We start from the raw sequence: 15,146 nt of genomic DNA on the forward strand, positions 1-15,146 counted from the left end.
GCCTGTCCGCACAGGCGGGCATTTCGTTTCACTACAGTCGAAATGACGCCATCACTCAAAAAACATACAACAAAATCAAATTTCGTAGGTTTATATTTTACATCAATCCTTTAAATTATGATTACACAAAGTAATTTTAGCCTTAGCGGTGCAGACGGAAAATTAATTATTGGCGACATCACCTTTGATGAAAAAAATCCTAATACCCCCATTGTACTCTTTGTACATGGCTTTAAAGGTTTTAAAGATTGGGGTGCCCATAACTTAGTAGCCAGGTATTTTGCCAGCAATGGTTACCGTTACGTTAAGTTTAATTTATCGCATAGTGGCGTACCGGTTGATGACCCAAAAGATGTTACCGATATGGAAGCTTTTGCCAGCAACACGGTATCGAAAGAACTTTTTGATGTAAATGCAGTATTGGATTTTATGGAGAAAGCATATGGCGCAAACACTAAAGTAAATTTAATTGGCCATAGCCGTGGCGGTGGTTTGTCCATCATCGAAGCAGCAAACGATTTAAGGATCAATAAACTGATTACCTGGAGCGCCATTGCCGATTTTAATAGCCTTTGGAAAAAGGAACAAGAGGCAGAATGGAAAAAAACCGGGAAGATTTTTGTTACCAATGCCCGTACTAAAGAACAGATGCCATTAAATGTTACCTTATTGGAAGACCTGGAAGAAAATGCGGCAACATTAAATATTATAGATGCCGCAAAGCGCATCAATATTCCATGGTTAATTATCCATGGTGATGATGATATAAATGTTCCTTTCGAAACCGCGCAAACCTTGGCAGAAGCCAATCCGGGCAGCAGGCTGGTTAAAATGGAAGGTGCAAACCATGTTTATGGGGCAACACAGCCTTACACTAATGAAACTTTACCACCGCTATTATTTAAAGTTTGTGAAAAGGTGCTGACTTTCTTAGGAGAATAGGCTATTGTCCTGCTTGGTAGAACGAAGAATCCGTAGATAGAGGAATGCTGTTAAATTTTATAACCAGGCGCTCTTTAGCAGATTCTTCGCTGTGCTCAGAATGAAATCAAATTCTAATCATCCCCTCTCCTTACAAAATTCCGCATATCGCTGCCGCTGGGGCTTTGGAAAATCTCGAGATCGAAGTAGGGTACCGCAGCCAAGAGATGGTCAAAAATATCGGCAGCCACTTCTTCAAAACGTTTTAATCCTTTCTCTTTCGAGAATACGTAAATTTCAATCGGTAATCCGTTTTCTGTAGCCTGCAACTGGCGCACCATAAAGGTGAGTTCTTTATTAATATGTGGATTGCTTTCGAGGTATTTTTCGGCATAAACCCTAAAAGTGCCTATATTGGTCATGTGCCTACCATTCACAAGGTTATTGGGGTTTACCGTATTTTCGGCATTATACCGTTCAATAAATTGCTGCGTTTCTTTCAGGTAATCTTTAAGAAAGTCAATGCTTTGCAGTCTTCCTATCAACTCATCATCGCAGAATTTAATACTGGAAATTTTAATATTGATGTGCCGCTTAATCCTACGCCCCTCACTTTCTTCCATTGCCCGCCAATTCTTAAACGACTCACTAACAATGGCATAACTTGGCACAATGGTTACCGTTTTATCCCAGTTCCGCACTTTAATGGTGGTTAAATTAATTTCAGTTACCTCCCCATCCGCGCCGTATTTTTCAACAGTGATCCAATCGCCTACCCTAACCAGATCGACAGCACTCATTTGTACCGATGCCACAAAACCTAAAATCGGATCCCTGAAAATCAGAATAAAAACAGCTGTAACTGCACCAAAACCGCCGAAAACGTATACAGGTGACTCACCCAGAATAATCGAAAGAATAAGTACGAAACCAACAATGTAGAATACAATTTTGGCTACCTGTTTATAACTTCTGATGGGTTTATCGGCATATTGCTTTGATGACTCCATGATGGAAACCACCGCATTCAAAAATGCATTTACGGCAAACATCACGGCCAGAACCATATAGATTCTGGCAAAAATCAAAGCATAGAAATGCCAGTTTTTAAAATAGACAAAAAGGTATGGAACAACATTATAGATAATGTAGGCTCCAAAAATTAACGCAAAAGCCCTAAAAACACGAAATTCGAATAATGCCTTTTGCCAGTCGGATTTGGTTTTGGCACTTTTTACCATCACAATAAAAACCTGACGTGTTACAAAAATGGTGACAAACAGGAATAAAATAACTGTAACAAGCCCGATAAAAAAATAGGAATAAATAAGTTCGTTACCTGCAAGGCCTCTACCAGCCAACCAGTTTCTAAGTTCGTTAAAAAGGTATTGAAACTCCGGGATTTTCATCAAGGCAATTTAGGATTTATTGGTTAGAAAATTTAATGGTGTTCCATTCTTTGTCGTGCTAGATATATCATTAACCACAGATAAAAAGGCTGCACACAGATAAAATCCGTGTTTATCTGACTCCTCGGTCTAATTTATATAAAAGCGGTTTGTGGGGACACAAACCACGGCTCGCATTATTAACGATTAAACCTTTTCTACCCAGTTCCCATCACCTTTGATGATATCGATCAATTCATCCAAAGCATAAGCGGTGGTTACATTTTTCTTTACTACTTCTTTACCTCGGTATAAGGTAATTTTATCTGGGCCGGTACCTACATAACCGTAATCTGCATCAGCCATTTCTCCAGGACCATTAACGATGCATCCCATGATACCAATTTTTATCCCTTTTAAATGGTCGGTTCGCGAACGGATCAGCTGTGTAGTTTCCTGCAAGTCGAAAAGCGTTCGGCCACAGCTTGGGCACGAGATATATTCGGTTTTACTAATCCGTGTACGGGTAGCCTGTAAAATCCCAAAACTGGTCGAATTGATCAAGGAAAGGTTTTGTCCTTCCGCATCAATCCATACACCATCGCCAAAACCATCGGTAAGCAATGCACCAAGATCAGTAGCGGCATAAAGCATCAGATGATCGGCATCTGCATCCTGGTAAGTTCGCTTTATAATTACAGGAACCTGAATGTTTTTCTCCTGTAACAATACAAAAAATGCTCTTTGTTCAGCCATTCCATGAGTTGAACTGGTTTCAAGGATTAAAACAACTGTGTTATCCAATTGTGCAATTGTTGTATCGTTAAATTGTTTTGAATCCATCTGAACAAAGTTCAATACTTCATCCAGAACTTCACTTTCAATAAATTCTTCCAAAGAAAATAAGGGATGACAATTGTTCTTATCTTTTAATTTTAGCCAGGTTGCATAATTATAAACCTGCTTTAAATTTCCAGGAAATGAAAAAGATGGCAAATGATCTCCTAAAAAGGCTAAATCACATGCCTGATCGGCTAAATTGTATTTATCTAAACCAGCACTATAGTTATAACCTACCGAACTTAAAAAGTAAGGATCTTTTAAATTTTCTTTCGAAACATCAATCATTACTACCGGATGGTGATGCCCACCAATGTGCTGTACTGGAGTGGTGATGCGGCGGTTGTATTCGTAAGGGCTGTAAGTTGGGCGCGGAGCGTGGAGCGTAGAGCGTAGCTGAATTGACTCCGGACTTTGGACTTCGGACTTCGGACTTCTTAAAGCATATCGGTCTGCCAAAGCTTTTGCTACAGGCGCTTCAAATTCAGGATCTTCGGTTAAAGAAACACGGATGGTATCACCTAAACCGTCTTCCAATAAAGTTCCAATGCCAACTGCTGATTTAATACGACCGTCTTCACCATCGCCTGCTTCAGTAACACCTAGGTGCAAAGGATAATTCATACCTTCTTTGGCCATGGTTTCTACCAGCAAACGGTAAGCTTGTACCATTACCTGAGTATTGCTGGCTTTCATGGAGATCACCAGATTATAATAGTTCTGGTCTTCGCACATGCGGATAAATTCCATTGCCGATTCGACCATGCCACGCGGTGTATCGCCATAATGGCTCATAATCCGGTCGGAAAGGGAGCCATGGTTGGTGCCAATGCGCATCGCAGTGCCATACTCTTTACAGATTTTCACCAAAGGGATAAACTTTTTATAAATCCGGCTTAACTCTGCATTGTAAGCATCCTGCGTATATTCTATATTCTCAAATTTCTTTTTATCTGCGTAATTACCTGGATTAACACGCACTTTTTCTACAATCCTTGCGGCCATTTCGGCTGCATTTGGTGTAAAATGGATATCGGCAATTAACGGCACATTGTAGCCACGGAAACGTAGTTCTTTTTTAATATTGGCCAGATTTTCGGCTTCTTTAATACTTGGAGCAGTAATACGGACATATTCGCAACCGGATTCTACCATGCGGATCGTCTGTTCTACCGTACCTAACGTATCCATGGTATCGGTAGTCGTCATAGACTGGATCCGAATAGGATTATGGCCTCCCAAGGCTATATCGCCGATATTTACTTCGCGGGTTAAATACCTCGAATAAGTGGTTAAACTGTTGCAATATCCGCCAGCTAAATCATGTTTTGCCAATATATTTTCCATCTGTTTGCAAAGATAAGGATTGTTGGAATGTTTTAATGTTGTAATGTTGTAATTAAAATCGACCCGGTGCTTCAGGGGAAATGAAGTTTTTTGAAAACTGAAAAGTAGTAATGCTTGGCAAATACAGGGGTTTGGCATGTTTGCACCGACCCAGGTTTCGTAAACGGGATGGCAGCGGCATCCTTTGGCTGTCAGCCTGAGCGGCGAAGGTCAGACAAGATACAGCGTACAGCCCGGGTGACGCAGATAGTTGCACTAATCTTGCTTTCCTATAAATATCAGAGCCTATTTTTTTTTCCGAGAGCAAAATTGGCATTCTCCTTTTGAAGAGCAAGGTCAGTAATAATGGGTTGAGTTCGGTCCTGCTGTTTGTTGCAATCCTTTTGGAAGAAATCTTTATTGAAACAAACCCGTTTAATCCAAAAGGGATTTCCACTCCCATCAGGTCTATATTTTAACGTTAAGTGGGTTTGGCATCATTGCACTGACCTAGGTTTCATAAACGGGATGGAAGCGGCATCCTTTGGCGGTCAGCCTGAGCGGAGTTGGGGCCCTGCAAAAGATATAGCGCACAGCCCGACTAACCATAACAAATGCATTGACCCTGCTTTTCTAACTTATATTAACCTGTCTTTTATTACCAAAGTATTAGCCGCAATATCGTGCCAGCACTGGTTTTTCTTATTCAAAAAGCTGTAGAGATAGCCAAAAAAAACAGGAATTACAGATAATATTTTTGAGAAATTTCTAACAAGCGAAACACCAAAAGAAACCTGGCTACCTTCTAAATCGGTTACTTTAATATTGAGGAGTTTTTTACCAATGGTTGCCTGGCTTTTAGTTGCTTCGGTAATACTGCCATAAACCAACTTGACTAAAAATATTACCGGAAAAGGAACTAAAAAAGCCATAATCCGCTGGTCTTTCCCTTCTATAAAAATATAACTCGTTAAAATAATTAGGGTATAGAAACCGAAGATAATAAAGTGATCAATCACTGAAGCCAATAATCTTTGATCAAAAGCGGCAAAATACTGGGGCGCTGTTTTTTGATAGGTAAAACCCAAAAGCTCACGCAGTTCGGGTATCGCGTGAGCTTCTTTATAATCGTCCATTCCAGGTTTGCGGATAAAAGTATTCGCACCGATGTTTAAATCTTTAAGTTCGTTTAAACTATACGGCCCCGTTGGCTTTCCATTAATTACAACTGTATATTGATCAGGATTCATTAGATTGGATCAGGATTGTTCGGAGTTTAGATCAGCGTTTACAAGGTTAGATCGAATAGGGCCTTAAACCTTCCACCATCAAACCTTTATCCTTTCTAATATCTGCTCACTTCAAAGTTACTCAATCCGCCATCTAAATTGATAAAGATTTTTTTGGTTGAGGTTTTATAGTTCGAAGTTTCGTAAACACCATCACTCAATTTTTCAAAACCATCAAAATCCTTTGCAGATAAGCCAGTTTTGGTTTTAATCCGGCATCCAGAATTGGTAGGCACCTTAATTTTTACGTCGGCCACACCAGATTTTACAATTACATCGGTGATTGGCAATAAATCTCCGAATTGAATATCCAGAGCTGCAGCCCCACCATCAAAGCGGAAAGTACGCACTTTGTAATCGGTAAAATCAAAGTTCGCTTCGCCAGCGCCCAGTTTCATCAAAATATCCCAGTTGGCTTCTTTATTCAATTTAAAATTAACATCGTTACCACCATCACCAAAATTCCATTTATTCTTTTTATCGTCCATCTGGAAAGTAAGTACGGTTGCACTATCGGTAAGTAATTTCTTTAAAGAAAAGTTACCATGTTTCTTTTTTACATCAGCATTGATCAACTGATTGGTCTCTCCCTCTAGATTAAATGAAATGCCACCTCCGGAAATATTTAATACTGTTTTTTTCGCATTATCTGCCGCCACAAATGGCTCAGATAAACTTAAGTGATTATATGATGTGTCGTTATCATTGTCATCGTCATCATCATTATTGTGTTCAATATTAATGTCGACATCTTTTTTAAATTGACGCCCCCACCAACTGCCGCGTTCAGGAACCTGTTGACCTTTATAAAAAAGGAAAGAAAGGGCTACCACCAAAACACCAATAGAGATGATGCTACCTGTTTGCGAATTATTTTTATTAAACAGGATATTTAGACCTGCAATAATTAAAAATACCGGCCAGAAGCTCCAAACATTACGCCAATAAAAAGTAATTACACCAAAGTTTTCGAGTAGAAGTACACCGCCAATAAAAAGCAGGATGATACCCCATATTAATCTATCTAATTTCATTTTATTTATACTTAAGGGTGAGCAGGTGTTGAATGATCATCTTTGTTTACGGATGTTGTAGGTTCACTTTCTACAATCGTTTCAGGAAAATCAGCTGTTTTTTGTTGTTCAGCTTCCTGTTGGTGCTGAAAAGCCGCCCAGTCATTTTTTCTTTTTGATTTGGCTATAATACTTATACCTAAAGCAATAAATATTAACGGCCACATGTATCTGAATAGGTTACGGATACTAAACCAATCAGGTATAAAATCCATTTCGCGCATCAGGAAAAAACATCCGATTACCAGCAATACCAATCCGCCGATGGTGCGGCCAGTATCATTAGATTTGTTGAATTTACTAAAATCGGGCTGTGTTTCGAAAGGTGTTTTAGGTGTGCCGTCCACAGGTTGTGTCCAATTCTGATTTCCCTGATTAGCAGGTCCGGCAAAAGGATCGGCGTTTCCAAACGGCTGTGCATTTGGATTTTTATTGCCAAAGTAATCATTAAATTTAGAGAACCTTGCTGCCGGATCGTTGTTCACCGGAACAATAATCCACATGATAACATAGGCAATTAAGCCACCTCCTGCCATAAATATGGCCGATAATGCAAACAATAACCTAATTATGGTAACCTCCACCTGCATGTAATCTGCAAGTCCCGAAGCTACACCGGCAATCATCTTATCGTGTTCGTTTCTAAAAAGCTTCTTTTCCATAACGTTGTCCATTTTGTGTTTAAAAATCAAGCGGAGTAATTAAAACCTCGTCTACATTTACCCCTTTACTTAAGTTTAAAATGGTAAATAAAGTTTCTGCAATATCTTCAGGCTGTACAAATTTTTCATCCGGAATCGTTGTGCCTTCCCAGGATGAAGTTTTAGTGGAGCCTGGCAAAAATGCTGTCACTTTAACATGGTGAGGTGCTAACTCTTGCCGCAATACATGATTAAGACTCAACATCGCTGCTTTTGTTACACTATAACTGCCTCCGTTTTTTACGGGTGCTTTACTGGCCACCGAACAGATATTGAATATATGGCCCCGTTTAGCTGAGCGCATTTTTTTTCCAAAGAATTTACTCAAATAATAGGTGGCATTGGTATTTAAATGTTGCTGTTTTTCGAAGGTTTCGTCATCTTCGTCAAGTATACTGCCGGGTGAAAAGACCCCTACGTTGTTGACTAAAACATCTACATGATCAAAATTTATAGCAGTTGAATTTAAAAAAGCATACACTTCTTCTTTAACCGAAAAATCTGCTACATGGGTAAAAACAACATTTCCATAAGGGCTTAATTCCTCCCGAAGCTTATTGAGGTCATCTGCGCCCCTTGCTACCAAAACTAAATCGTACCCATTTTGGGCAAATTTAATTGCAATAGCTTTTCCAATTCCCTTACTTGCACCTGTTATTACAGCTTTCATTATTTATGGTTTAATTTTTGTTGACAAAAAACCATAATTATATTCAAAACCACGAATATTTTTGTAATTAGCAAAGCGCTCCAACTTTTTTATCGTTTCTTTGTAGTAGTATAGAATGATCATTTAAATTAAGCAAATACATACGGAATGAATTTTACCAATTTCGGCAGATACATCCTGCTACTCAAGTCTGTATTCAGAAAGCCGGAAAAACTGAAAATTTACCTGAAAGAAATCGCCAAACAAATGGATTATGTTGGTGTGGGCTCTTTAGGTTTAATTGCTATTATTTCTACTTTTATCGGTGCAGTAATGACTTTACAAATTGCTTTCCAGTTGGTTAGTGATTTTATCCCCAAAACCATTATTGGTTCTGTAAACCGCGACTCCAGTATCTTGGAGTTAAGCCCAACGATTAGTGCAATTGTACTCGCAGGAAAAATAGGGTCGGCCATTTCATCAGAAATTGGTTCGATGCGGGTTACTGAACAGATTGACGCTTTAGAAATAATGGGCATAAACGCACCTGGCTACCTTATCCTTCCTAAAATTATTTCAGGCATAACCATGGTACCCATGCTGGTGATCATTTCTATGTTTTTAAGTATTACTGGTGGTTATATTGGCGGTTCAATCTCTGGGGCCGTTACGCCAGCAGAATATATGCAAGGTATTACAACTGATTTTAATCCTTATACCATCGTAGTAGCACTGGTAAAAGCCTTTGTATTTGGGTTCATCATTACATCAGTTCCGGCGTATGAAGGTTTTTATGTTCGTGGTGGTGCTTTAGAAGTTTCGCAGGCCAGTACAAGAGCAGTTGTAATTAGCTGTATCTCTATTCTTGTTTGCGATTATTTAGTTACTCAACTTTTATTGTAATGATCGAAATTAAAGATATTTATAAATCTTTCTCCGGAAACGACGTATTACAAGGTATTTCCGGAAAGTTTGAAGAAGGTGTTACCAACTTAATTATTGGTGGTTCGGGATCGGGAAAAACAACCCTGCTGAAATGTATGGTAGGTTTGCACCAGCCAGATTCTGGCTCGGTACTGTATGATGGGCGCGATTTTACGCCAATGACCTACGAGCAGCGCATTGAGGTACGTAAAGAAATCGGCATGTTATTTCAAGGCTCTGCCCTGTTCGATAGTATGACCGTTGAAGAAAACATCATGTTTCCTTTAAACATGTTCACCGATCAAAGCAGAAAAGAAAAGCTGGAAAGAGTTGATTTTTGTTTAGAACGGGTGAACCTGGCGGGTAAAAACAAATTATTCCCGGCAGAATTATCTGGTGGTATGAAAAAACGTGTAGGTATTGCACGTGCCATTTCGATGAACCCGAAATATTTATTTTGCGATGAGCCTAACTCGGGTTTAGATCCGAAAACTTCCATCGTAATTGATGAACTGATTCAGGAACTTACTGAAGAATATAAAACCACAACTATTGTAGTAACACATGATATGAACTCGGTTATGGGTATTGGCGATTATATTTTATTCTTACATGAAGGAAAAAAATTCTGGGAAGGTAGTAATAAAGAAATTGCACATACCGATATTAAAGAATTAAACGATTTTGTATTTGCCAGCCGCTTCATGAAAGCCGCAAAAGATAAGTTTTAAGAAAATTCTTATATTTGTTTATTATGACTTCGGCTACCAAAAATATCATTCACAAATTGGAAACCTTACCAGAAAGCATGGTAAATGAGGTAGAAGATTTTATTGATTTTTTAAAAGCCAAGCATTCAAAAAGTTTCCCTAAATCAGCAGGTGAAAAAGCAAATGTTGTTGAAGAACCAAAAAGCTTATATGGTGCAGCGAAAGGTACAATTCTTTATATTTCTGATGATTTTAACGAGCCATTAGACGAGCTAAAGGATTATATGTAATGCGTTTTTTATTAGACACACACATATTTCTTTTTTTTATTAATGGAGATAATGCTATTTCAAAAAAGGTTATAGAAATCATAAACAATACCGATACTGAAAAACTTATCAGTATTGTTAGTATTTGGGAAATCACAATTAAGCTAAATATTGGAAAACTGAAGTTAAAAGACGATATAAACTCCATTTATCAATTGCTCGACCATTATCAGGTAAAAATTCTTCAGCCTTCTAAATACGATTTTACTACTTATTCTAAATTACCATTAATACATAAAGACCCTTTTGATAGGCTTATTATTTCACAAGCAATAGCTAATGATTTAACGCTGATAACTGATGATCAATATATCAAAAGCTACCCAAATTTAAAGTTATTTAATACATGATACAATTACTTGCCCCAACCCATTGGAAAGATTATGAACTGATTGATTGCGGAGATTTTGAAAAATTAGAACGTTTTGGAAATGTAACCCTTATCCGTCCTGAGCCTCAGGCGGTATGGAAAAAAACATACTCTGAACAGGATTGGAAAAAAACGGCCAACATCACTTTTAGGGGCCGTTCGGCTACTTCGGGCGAATGGGTAAAGAAAAATCAATCTATTCCTGATCGCTGGCATGTAGAATATAAAAATGATGAAGTGGCTATTAAACTTCGTTTAGGTTTAACTTCTTTTAAACACGTGGGCGTATTCCCTGAGCAGGCAGTAAACTGGGATTTCATCTCTTCTTCGATTAAAAAATTTAAAACACCACAGCCTAAAGTTCTAAATCTTTTCGCCTACACCGGTGCTGCATCGCTAATTGCCAACGCGGCAGGTGCAGAAACTACCCACGTAGATTCGATTAAGCAAGTAGTTACCTGGGCAAATGAAAACCAGGAACTTTCAGGATTGAAAGATACCCGCTGGATGGTTGAGGATGCCTTAAAATTTGTAAAGAAAGAATTAAAAAGGGGCAAAAAATACAATGGTATTATTCTAGACCCACCAGCTTATGGCCACGGTCCTAATGGCGAAAAGTGGAAACTCGAAGATCATATCCAGGAAATGATGCAGGATGTAGTACAATTATTAGATGAAAAAGAACATTTCCTTATCCTAAATACCTACTCACTTGGTTTTTCTTCAGTAATTGTTGAAAATTTAATCCGTACTTCTTTTCCTGCTGTTAAAAATCTTGAGACGGGAGAACTGTTTCTACAGGCTACATCAGGCATTAAATTGCCATTAGGTGTTTTCGGTAAATTCTGTAATGTGTAAATGTTGATTACTTTATTTTAAACTATCAGATTTCCGAACTACTTTCATCGGTCCGGAAAAAGACTAAATTTTAATTATTAAATATCTATGAAATTCCCTCAATTAGCAGGCACCGTAATACTTGGTTTTGCTGCAATCAGCTTATTTGCCAACTGCAATTCAGACAGTAAAGGCGGAAGCGGCATTGGCAAAATCTTCTCATCTGATACCACTAAAAAGAAAACCGATTCAACCGTTAATGTAATGAAACCGGTTGATCCAAAACTTTATGATTCGTTGATGAAAAAATTGGCAAACGGAGATACTACCGGAAAGTGGCCAGTTAAAAAACAACCTTATCCTTTAGCCGGAGCTATTTTACCTTTCAAACGTATTGTTGTTTATTATGGAAACCTGCATTCAAAAAAAATGGGTGCACTCGGCGAGTATGCACCTAAAGAAATGTGGCAACGCCTGAATGCTGAAGTTAAACATTGGGAAAAAGCTGATCCTTCTACCCCGGTACAACCTGGATTGCATTACATTGCTGCAGTAGCGAGTGGAACTCCTGGAAAAGACGGAAAATATATCAACAGGATGGGTAACAAACAGATCGATTCTGTTTTAAAAATTGCTAAAATGCAACCTAATACCATCGTATTTTTGGATCTTCAGGTCGCTTTAAGCACGATAAAAGCGGAGTTACCTCATATCGAAAAATATCTTGAACTGCCTTATGTACATTTAGGTATAGATCCGGAATTTTCGATGAAAGACGGTTCATTGCCTGGTAAAAAAATCGGCACTTATGATGCTGTCGATGTAAATTATGTAACGCAATACCTTGCAGATATTGTTAAAAAGCATAATTTACCTCCAAAAGTATTTGTATTGCACCGTTTTACAAAAAAGATGGTAACCAATTCAGCTAACATTAAACTACGTCCTGAAGTACAGGTAGTAGTGCACATGGATGGATGGGGCGAACCCGATTTAAAAATTGGCACCTACCGCCACTTTATACAAAACGAACCGGTACAATTTACAGGCTTTAAACTTTTCTATAAAAATGACCTGAAAAAAGAACCTAAGCGTTTAATGACGCCAGAAGAACTGCTAAAGCTAAAACCAAAACCGATATATATCCAATATCAATAATAAAAAAGCCTGTAATTGCGATTACAGGCTTTTTTATTATTTATTTATAACAGATTGATATAAAACGCCGTACAATCAAAACAATTAGGAAAAATCAACCATTAATCCTATTTTAATATCAAAAAAATGTCTTTTTTTAAATATGATCTAAAAGTTGGAATAGATTTTATATAGTGTAGGATATGCAAATAGCAACATTTGGCGGGGGCTGTTTTTGGTGCACCGAAGCCGTTTTTCAGACTTTAAATGGCGTAAGCCAGGTTACATCGGGCTACATGGGCGGAGATTTAAAGCATCCCACCTATATGGAAATATGCAATGGCGATACCGGCCATGCAGAAGTGGTTCAGATCTCATTTGATGAAAACCTGATCTCATTTTCTGAACTTTTATTGGTATTCTTTAAAACCCATAATCCAACAACTTTAAACAGACAGGGTAATGATGTGGGTACACAGTACCGCTCGGTAGTTTTTTATGAAAATGAAGAGCAGAAAGAGCAGACACAGAAAATGATAGCAGATTTAACGAAACAGCATATTTTCGATAAGCCCATTGCTACAGAAGTTTCACCGGCAGCTGAATTTTATGAAGCAGAAGATTATCATCAAAACTATTATGGACATAACCCGTCAAAACCATATTGCGCTTTTGTAATACAACCTAAACTAAATAAATTTGTTGCAGATTTTAAAGATAAAGTTAAATCGGCGCTTTTGGAATAATTAGCTTTCGAAAGTAAGTAAGGCATGCTGGCTGGCTGTATAAATATCCCTCCAAACCCTGTTAATCTCAGATTCTTTTTTTGCAGCCGCTAAACCACAGTATGGGAATAAGGTTGCTGCTAATCTCCAACAGGCACGCGCCAATTTACGGCTGTTAGAACTTACCGCCATTAATTTGTCACCTGTAATTTCACCATTACTGATTAACTGATTCCAAGATTCATCAAAAGCATGGTAGAATTTGGTTCGAAGGGTTAACAGTTCATCTTTACAGCGCTTAAGTTCATTATTAAAAAATAAAATCTGCGCTTCGCTATATCTTCCTAATCCAGATCGGGCATAAAAAGATTGTTCTACCAGTTTAATAAAATGATTGGTCATTCCTAAACTATTTACCGTTAAGGTAGCTTCTGCGAGCTGTAAAAAGGGATAATCAAAACCGTAATCAGCCACTTCAATTTGCTGATTAATTTTAAAGGCCCGATTTTCATTAACGTTTAAATCGCAAACTTCAAAAGCATGGCTTCCTGTAGCTATTAAGCCAAAGTAAGACCAGCCCGGCAAAATATTCACTTCCTCTTTTTTAAGAATGAATGACTTAACTTCTGGCGATCCATTTTCGTCCAGAATATCATCACCGTTTTCGTTTTTAAGCGTACAGTTAGCAGTAAAGATAGTAGCATGCAATGCACCGCTGGCATAACTCCATTTACCACTAAGCAGATAACCTTGCTGTGTTTTAACAGCCACTCCGCCAACGGCGCCACTCCCTGCAAAACAAACTTTACGATCAGCAAAGATCTCAGTAGCCAATTCGGGGTTTAAAAAACCGGCAAACCAACCTGCGCCGGCACAAAGTGTAACCGTCCATCCTAAACTTCCATCAGCTTCTGCCAATTCTTCTTCTAACCTTAAAATTTCTGGAAGCTTTTTGCCAGGCCCACCGTAAGCCTTGGGTACAAAAAGTTTAAACCAATTTTCCTGATAGGCCAGTTCCAAAATTTCTGGGTGTAACTTACCCATTTCTTCAGAAAGTGCGGCATAAGCTTTAACTTTTTCCTGCCAGGTAGTTGCCAATGTTTCACTCATTATTTTTTATGTAGAAGTTATTAAGCCAACTTGAGTTTATTTTCATTAATGATCTTTTTCCATTCAAAAAAACCAAATACGGCTACAATGAACAAAAACGTTGTTAAACAGGCCATCAGTGGCAGCTTTTTATGAAAAAGCAATGGAATGGCCACAATGTTGGATATGTTCAGAAATATCCAGTTTTCTACTTTGCGTTTAGCCAACAACCACATGCCTGCCCATGCAAATGCAGAAACAAAGGCATCAGCGATTGGAACATCAGATTTGGTAAAGAAAATATCAATTTTAGCAACTACAAAATGCTCAGGTAAATTTATTAGAGCGGTGTAGAAAATCCCGAATCCTATTACGGAAATTGAAACAGCTATAACTATTTCTTTTCTTGTTGACCATCGGACTTCCTTATGGTGATGATTTTCCTGATTTTTCCAAATTAACCAACCATACACGCTCATTACCAAATAATAAATATTCAATACAATTTCTGCATATAAATTTGCGCTGTATAGTAAAGTCATTACCAATAAAATAGATATGATACCGGTTGGATATAGCCAGATGCTATTCTTCTTCGCCAACAAAACTTCAGTTACACCGAAACCCACGGCCAACCATTCGATTAATGAAGTGTTTAAAATCTGCTCCTGAAAAAGCTTAAACCAGTCTTGAAAATTCATTTACAATAATTTGCCTTGCGGCCGGTAAAAATAATTAGATACCGTTTTCGGGGCGAAACAGTTTGTAAATTTAACCTCTTCCTACGGCGGCATTATCCGCATCAGGTTCATTTAAGGTTGAGGGGTGGAGGGTTGTA

Annotated in this window: 16 protein-coding genes; 8 read left to right on the plus strand and 8 right to left on the minus strand. The window is 38.2% G+C overall.

Annotation, left to right across the window (positions count from 1 at the left end; translation table 11 throughout):
• Nucleotides 1-117 precede the first annotated feature (117 nt).
• Nucleotides 118-942 carry an alpha/beta hydrolase family protein gene (locus BLR60_RS08790; protein WP_090498861.1) on the plus strand — a complete coding sequence of 275 codons (825 nt, stop codon included), beginning with the start codon at nucleotides 118-120 and terminating at the stop codon, nucleotides 940-942.
• A gap of 113 nt (nucleotides 943-1,055) precedes the next feature.
• Here the strand turns inward: BLR60_RS08790 and BLR60_RS08795 are convergent, their stop codons facing one another.
• From BLR60_RS08795 to BLR60_RS08820, 6 genes are all read right to left on the minus strand, one after another.
• The gene (locus BLR60_RS08795; protein WP_090498863.1) at nucleotides 1,056-2,330 is read right to left on the minus strand and encodes a mechanosensitive ion channel family protein; all 1,275 of its coding nucleotides are present in this window, start codon (nucleotides 2,328-2,330) and stop codon (nucleotides 1,056-1,058) included.
• A 186-nt stretch (nucleotides 2,331-2,516) separates the two neighbouring features.
• Nucleotides 2,517-4,496: a (E)-4-hydroxy-3-methylbut-2-enyl-diphosphate synthase gene (gene ispG, locus BLR60_RS08800; protein WP_090498865.1), complete on the minus strand. Its 1,980-nt coding sequence runs from the start codon at nucleotides 4,494-4,496 to the stop codon at nucleotides 2,517-2,519.
• A 617-nt stretch (nucleotides 4,497-5,113) separates the two neighbouring features.
• On the minus strand, nucleotides 5,114-5,725 hold the full coding sequence (locus BLR60_RS08805) for an RDD family protein (RefSeq protein WP_090498867.1): 612 nt from the start codon (nucleotides 5,723-5,725) through the stop codon (nucleotides 5,114-5,116).
• A 95-nt stretch (nucleotides 5,726-5,820) separates the two neighbouring features.
• The gene (locus tag BLR60_RS08810) at nucleotides 5,821-6,798 is read right to left on the minus strand and encodes a LiaF transmembrane domain-containing protein (protein WP_090498869.1); all 978 of its coding nucleotides are present in this window, start codon (nucleotides 6,796-6,798) and stop codon (nucleotides 5,821-5,823) included.
• An 11-nt stretch (nucleotides 6,799-6,809) separates the two neighbouring features.
• Nucleotides 6,810-7,499 carry a PspC domain-containing protein gene (locus BLR60_RS08815; protein ID WP_167354707.1) on the minus strand — a complete coding sequence of 230 codons (690 nt, stop codon included), beginning with the start codon at nucleotides 7,497-7,499 and terminating at the stop codon, nucleotides 6,810-6,812.
• A 19-nt stretch (nucleotides 7,500-7,518) separates the two neighbouring features.
• On the minus strand, nucleotides 7,519-8,208 hold the full coding sequence (locus tag BLR60_RS08820; protein ID WP_090498874.1) for an SDR family oxidoreductase: 690 nt from the start codon (nucleotides 8,206-8,208) through the stop codon (nucleotides 7,519-7,521).
• A gap of 147 nt (nucleotides 8,209-8,355) precedes the next feature.
• Between BLR60_RS08820 and BLR60_RS08825 the strand changes: the two genes are divergently transcribed.
• From BLR60_RS08825 to msrA, 7 genes are all read left to right on the plus strand, one after another.
• Entirely contained in the window at nucleotides 8,356-9,090 is a 735-nt protein-coding gene (locus BLR60_RS08825; RefSeq protein ID WP_090498877.1) for an MlaE family ABC transporter permease, read from the plus strand.
• Complete coding sequence (locus BLR60_RS08830) at nucleotides 9,090-9,842, plus strand: ABC transporter ATP-binding protein (RefSeq protein ID WP_090498879.1); 753 nt, start codon at nucleotides 9,090-9,092, stop codon at nucleotides 9,840-9,842. Before BLR60_RS08825 ends, BLR60_RS08830 begins: the two co-directional genes overlap by 1 nt.
• Before the next feature lie 23 nt (nucleotides 9,843-9,865).
• Nucleotides 9,866-10,111 carry a type II toxin-antitoxin system VapB family antitoxin gene (vapB, locus tag BLR60_RS08835; RefSeq protein ID WP_090498881.1) on the plus strand — a complete coding sequence of 82 codons (246 nt, stop codon included), beginning with the start codon at nucleotides 9,866-9,868 and terminating at the stop codon, nucleotides 10,109-10,111.
• On the plus strand, nucleotides 10,111-10,500 hold the full coding sequence (locus BLR60_RS08840; protein WP_090498883.1) for a type II toxin-antitoxin system VapC family toxin: 390 nt from the start codon (nucleotides 10,111-10,113) through the stop codon (nucleotides 10,498-10,500). Before vapB ends, BLR60_RS08840 begins: the two co-directional genes overlap by 1 nt.
• Nucleotides 10,497-11,378 carry an RsmD family RNA methyltransferase gene (locus tag BLR60_RS08845; protein ID WP_090498884.1) on the plus strand — a complete coding sequence of 294 codons (882 nt, stop codon included), beginning with the start codon at nucleotides 10,497-10,499 and terminating at the stop codon, nucleotides 11,376-11,378. Before BLR60_RS08840 ends, BLR60_RS08845 begins: the two co-directional genes overlap by 4 nt.
• Nucleotides 11,379-11,465: 87 nt before the next feature.
• Nucleotides 11,466-12,515, plus strand: coding sequence for a hypothetical protein (locus BLR60_RS08850; protein ID WP_090498886.1), 1,050 nt, complete (start codon nucleotides 11,466-11,468; stop codon nucleotides 12,513-12,515).
• Nucleotides 12,516-12,697: 182 nt separating this feature from the next.
• A complete protein-coding gene (gene msrA, locus BLR60_RS08855; protein WP_090498888.1) occupies nucleotides 12,698-13,240 on the plus strand; it encodes a peptide-methionine (S)-S-oxide reductase MsrA in 543 nt (180 codons plus the stop codon).
• Here the strand turns inward: msrA and BLR60_RS08860 are convergent, their stop codons facing one another.
• Both BLR60_RS08860 and pnuC read right to left on the minus strand, forming a co-directional pair.
• On the minus strand, nucleotides 13,241-14,329 hold the full coding sequence (locus tag BLR60_RS08860) for an acyl-CoA dehydrogenase family protein (protein WP_090498890.1): 1,089 nt from the start codon (nucleotides 14,327-14,329) through the stop codon (nucleotides 13,241-13,243).
• Between the two features lie 20 nt (nucleotides 14,330-14,349).
• On the minus strand, nucleotides 14,350-15,009 hold the full coding sequence (gene pnuC / locus BLR60_RS08865) for a nicotinamide riboside transporter PnuC (protein ID WP_090498892.1): 660 nt from the start codon (nucleotides 15,007-15,009) through the stop codon (nucleotides 14,350-14,352).
• Nucleotides 15,010-15,146 lie beyond the last annotated feature (137 nt).

It is taken from the genome of Pedobacter terrae (assembly GCF_900100705.1).
GTDB classification, from domain to species: Bacteria; Bacteroidota; Bacteroidia; order Sphingobacteriales; family Sphingobacteriaceae; genus Pedobacter; species Pedobacter terrae.

What these genes read in the sequence shown, in the direction of transcription:
- BLR60_RS08795 (WP_090498863.1), bottom strand. Translation starts at nt 2,330, where the DNA reads ATGAAAATCCCGGAGTTTCAATACCTTTTTAACGAACTTAGAAACTGG.
- BLR60_RS08845 (WP_090498884.1), top strand. Translation starts at nt 10,497, where the DNA reads ATGATACAATTACTTGCCCCAACCCATTGGAAAGATTATGAACTGATT.
- BLR60_RS08830 (WP_090498879.1), top strand. Translation starts at nt 9,090, where the DNA reads ATGATCGAAATTAAAGATATTTATAAATCTTTCTCCGGAAACGACGTA.
- msrA (WP_090498888.1), top strand. Translation starts at nt 12,698, where the DNA reads ATGCAAATAGCAACATTTGGCGGGGGCTGTTTTTGGTGCACCGAAGCC.
- vapB (WP_090498881.1), top strand. Translation starts at nt 9,866, where the DNA reads ATGACTTCGGCTACCAAAAATATCATTCACAAATTGGAAACCTTACCA.
- BLR60_RS08820 (WP_090498874.1), bottom strand. Translation starts at nt 8,208, where the DNA reads ATGAAAGCTGTAATAACAGGTGCAAGTAAGGGAATTGGAAAAGCTATT.
- BLR60_RS08825 (WP_090498877.1), top strand. Translation starts at nt 8,356, where the DNA reads ATGAATTTTACCAATTTCGGCAGATACATCCTGCTACTCAAGTCTGTA.
- pnuC (WP_090498892.1), bottom strand. Translation starts at nt 15,009, where the DNA reads ATGAATTTTCAAGACTGGTTTAAGCTTTTTCAGGAGCAGATTTTAAAC.
- BLR60_RS08790 (WP_090498861.1), top strand. Translation starts at nt 118, where the DNA reads ATGATTACACAAAGTAATTTTAGCCTTAGCGGTGCAGACGGAAAATTA.
- ispG (WP_090498865.1), bottom strand. Translation starts at nt 4,496, where the DNA reads ATGGAAAATATATTGGCAAAACATGATTTAGCTGGCGGATATTGCAAC.
- BLR60_RS08860 (WP_090498890.1), bottom strand. Translation starts at nt 14,329, where the DNA reads ATGAGTGAAACATTGGCAACTACCTGGCAGGAAAAAGTTAAAGCTTAT.
- BLR60_RS08850 (WP_090498886.1), top strand. Translation starts at nt 11,466, where the DNA reads ATGAAATTCCCTCAATTAGCAGGCACCGTAATACTTGGTTTTGCTGCA.
- BLR60_RS08805 (WP_090498867.1), bottom strand. Translation starts at nt 5,725, where the DNA reads ATGAATCCTGATCAATATACAGTTGTAATTAATGGAAAGCCAACGGGG.
- BLR60_RS08810 (WP_090498869.1), bottom strand. Translation starts at nt 6,798, where the DNA reads ATGAAATTAGATAGATTAATATGGGGTATCATCCTGCTTTTTATTGGC.
- BLR60_RS08815 (WP_167354707.1), bottom strand. Translation starts at nt 7,499, where the DNA reads ATGGAAAAGAAGCTTTTTAGAAACGAACACGATAAGATGATTGCCGGT.
- BLR60_RS08840 (WP_090498883.1), top strand. Translation starts at nt 10,111, where the DNA reads ATGCGTTTTTTATTAGACACACACATATTTCTTTTTTTTATTAATGGA.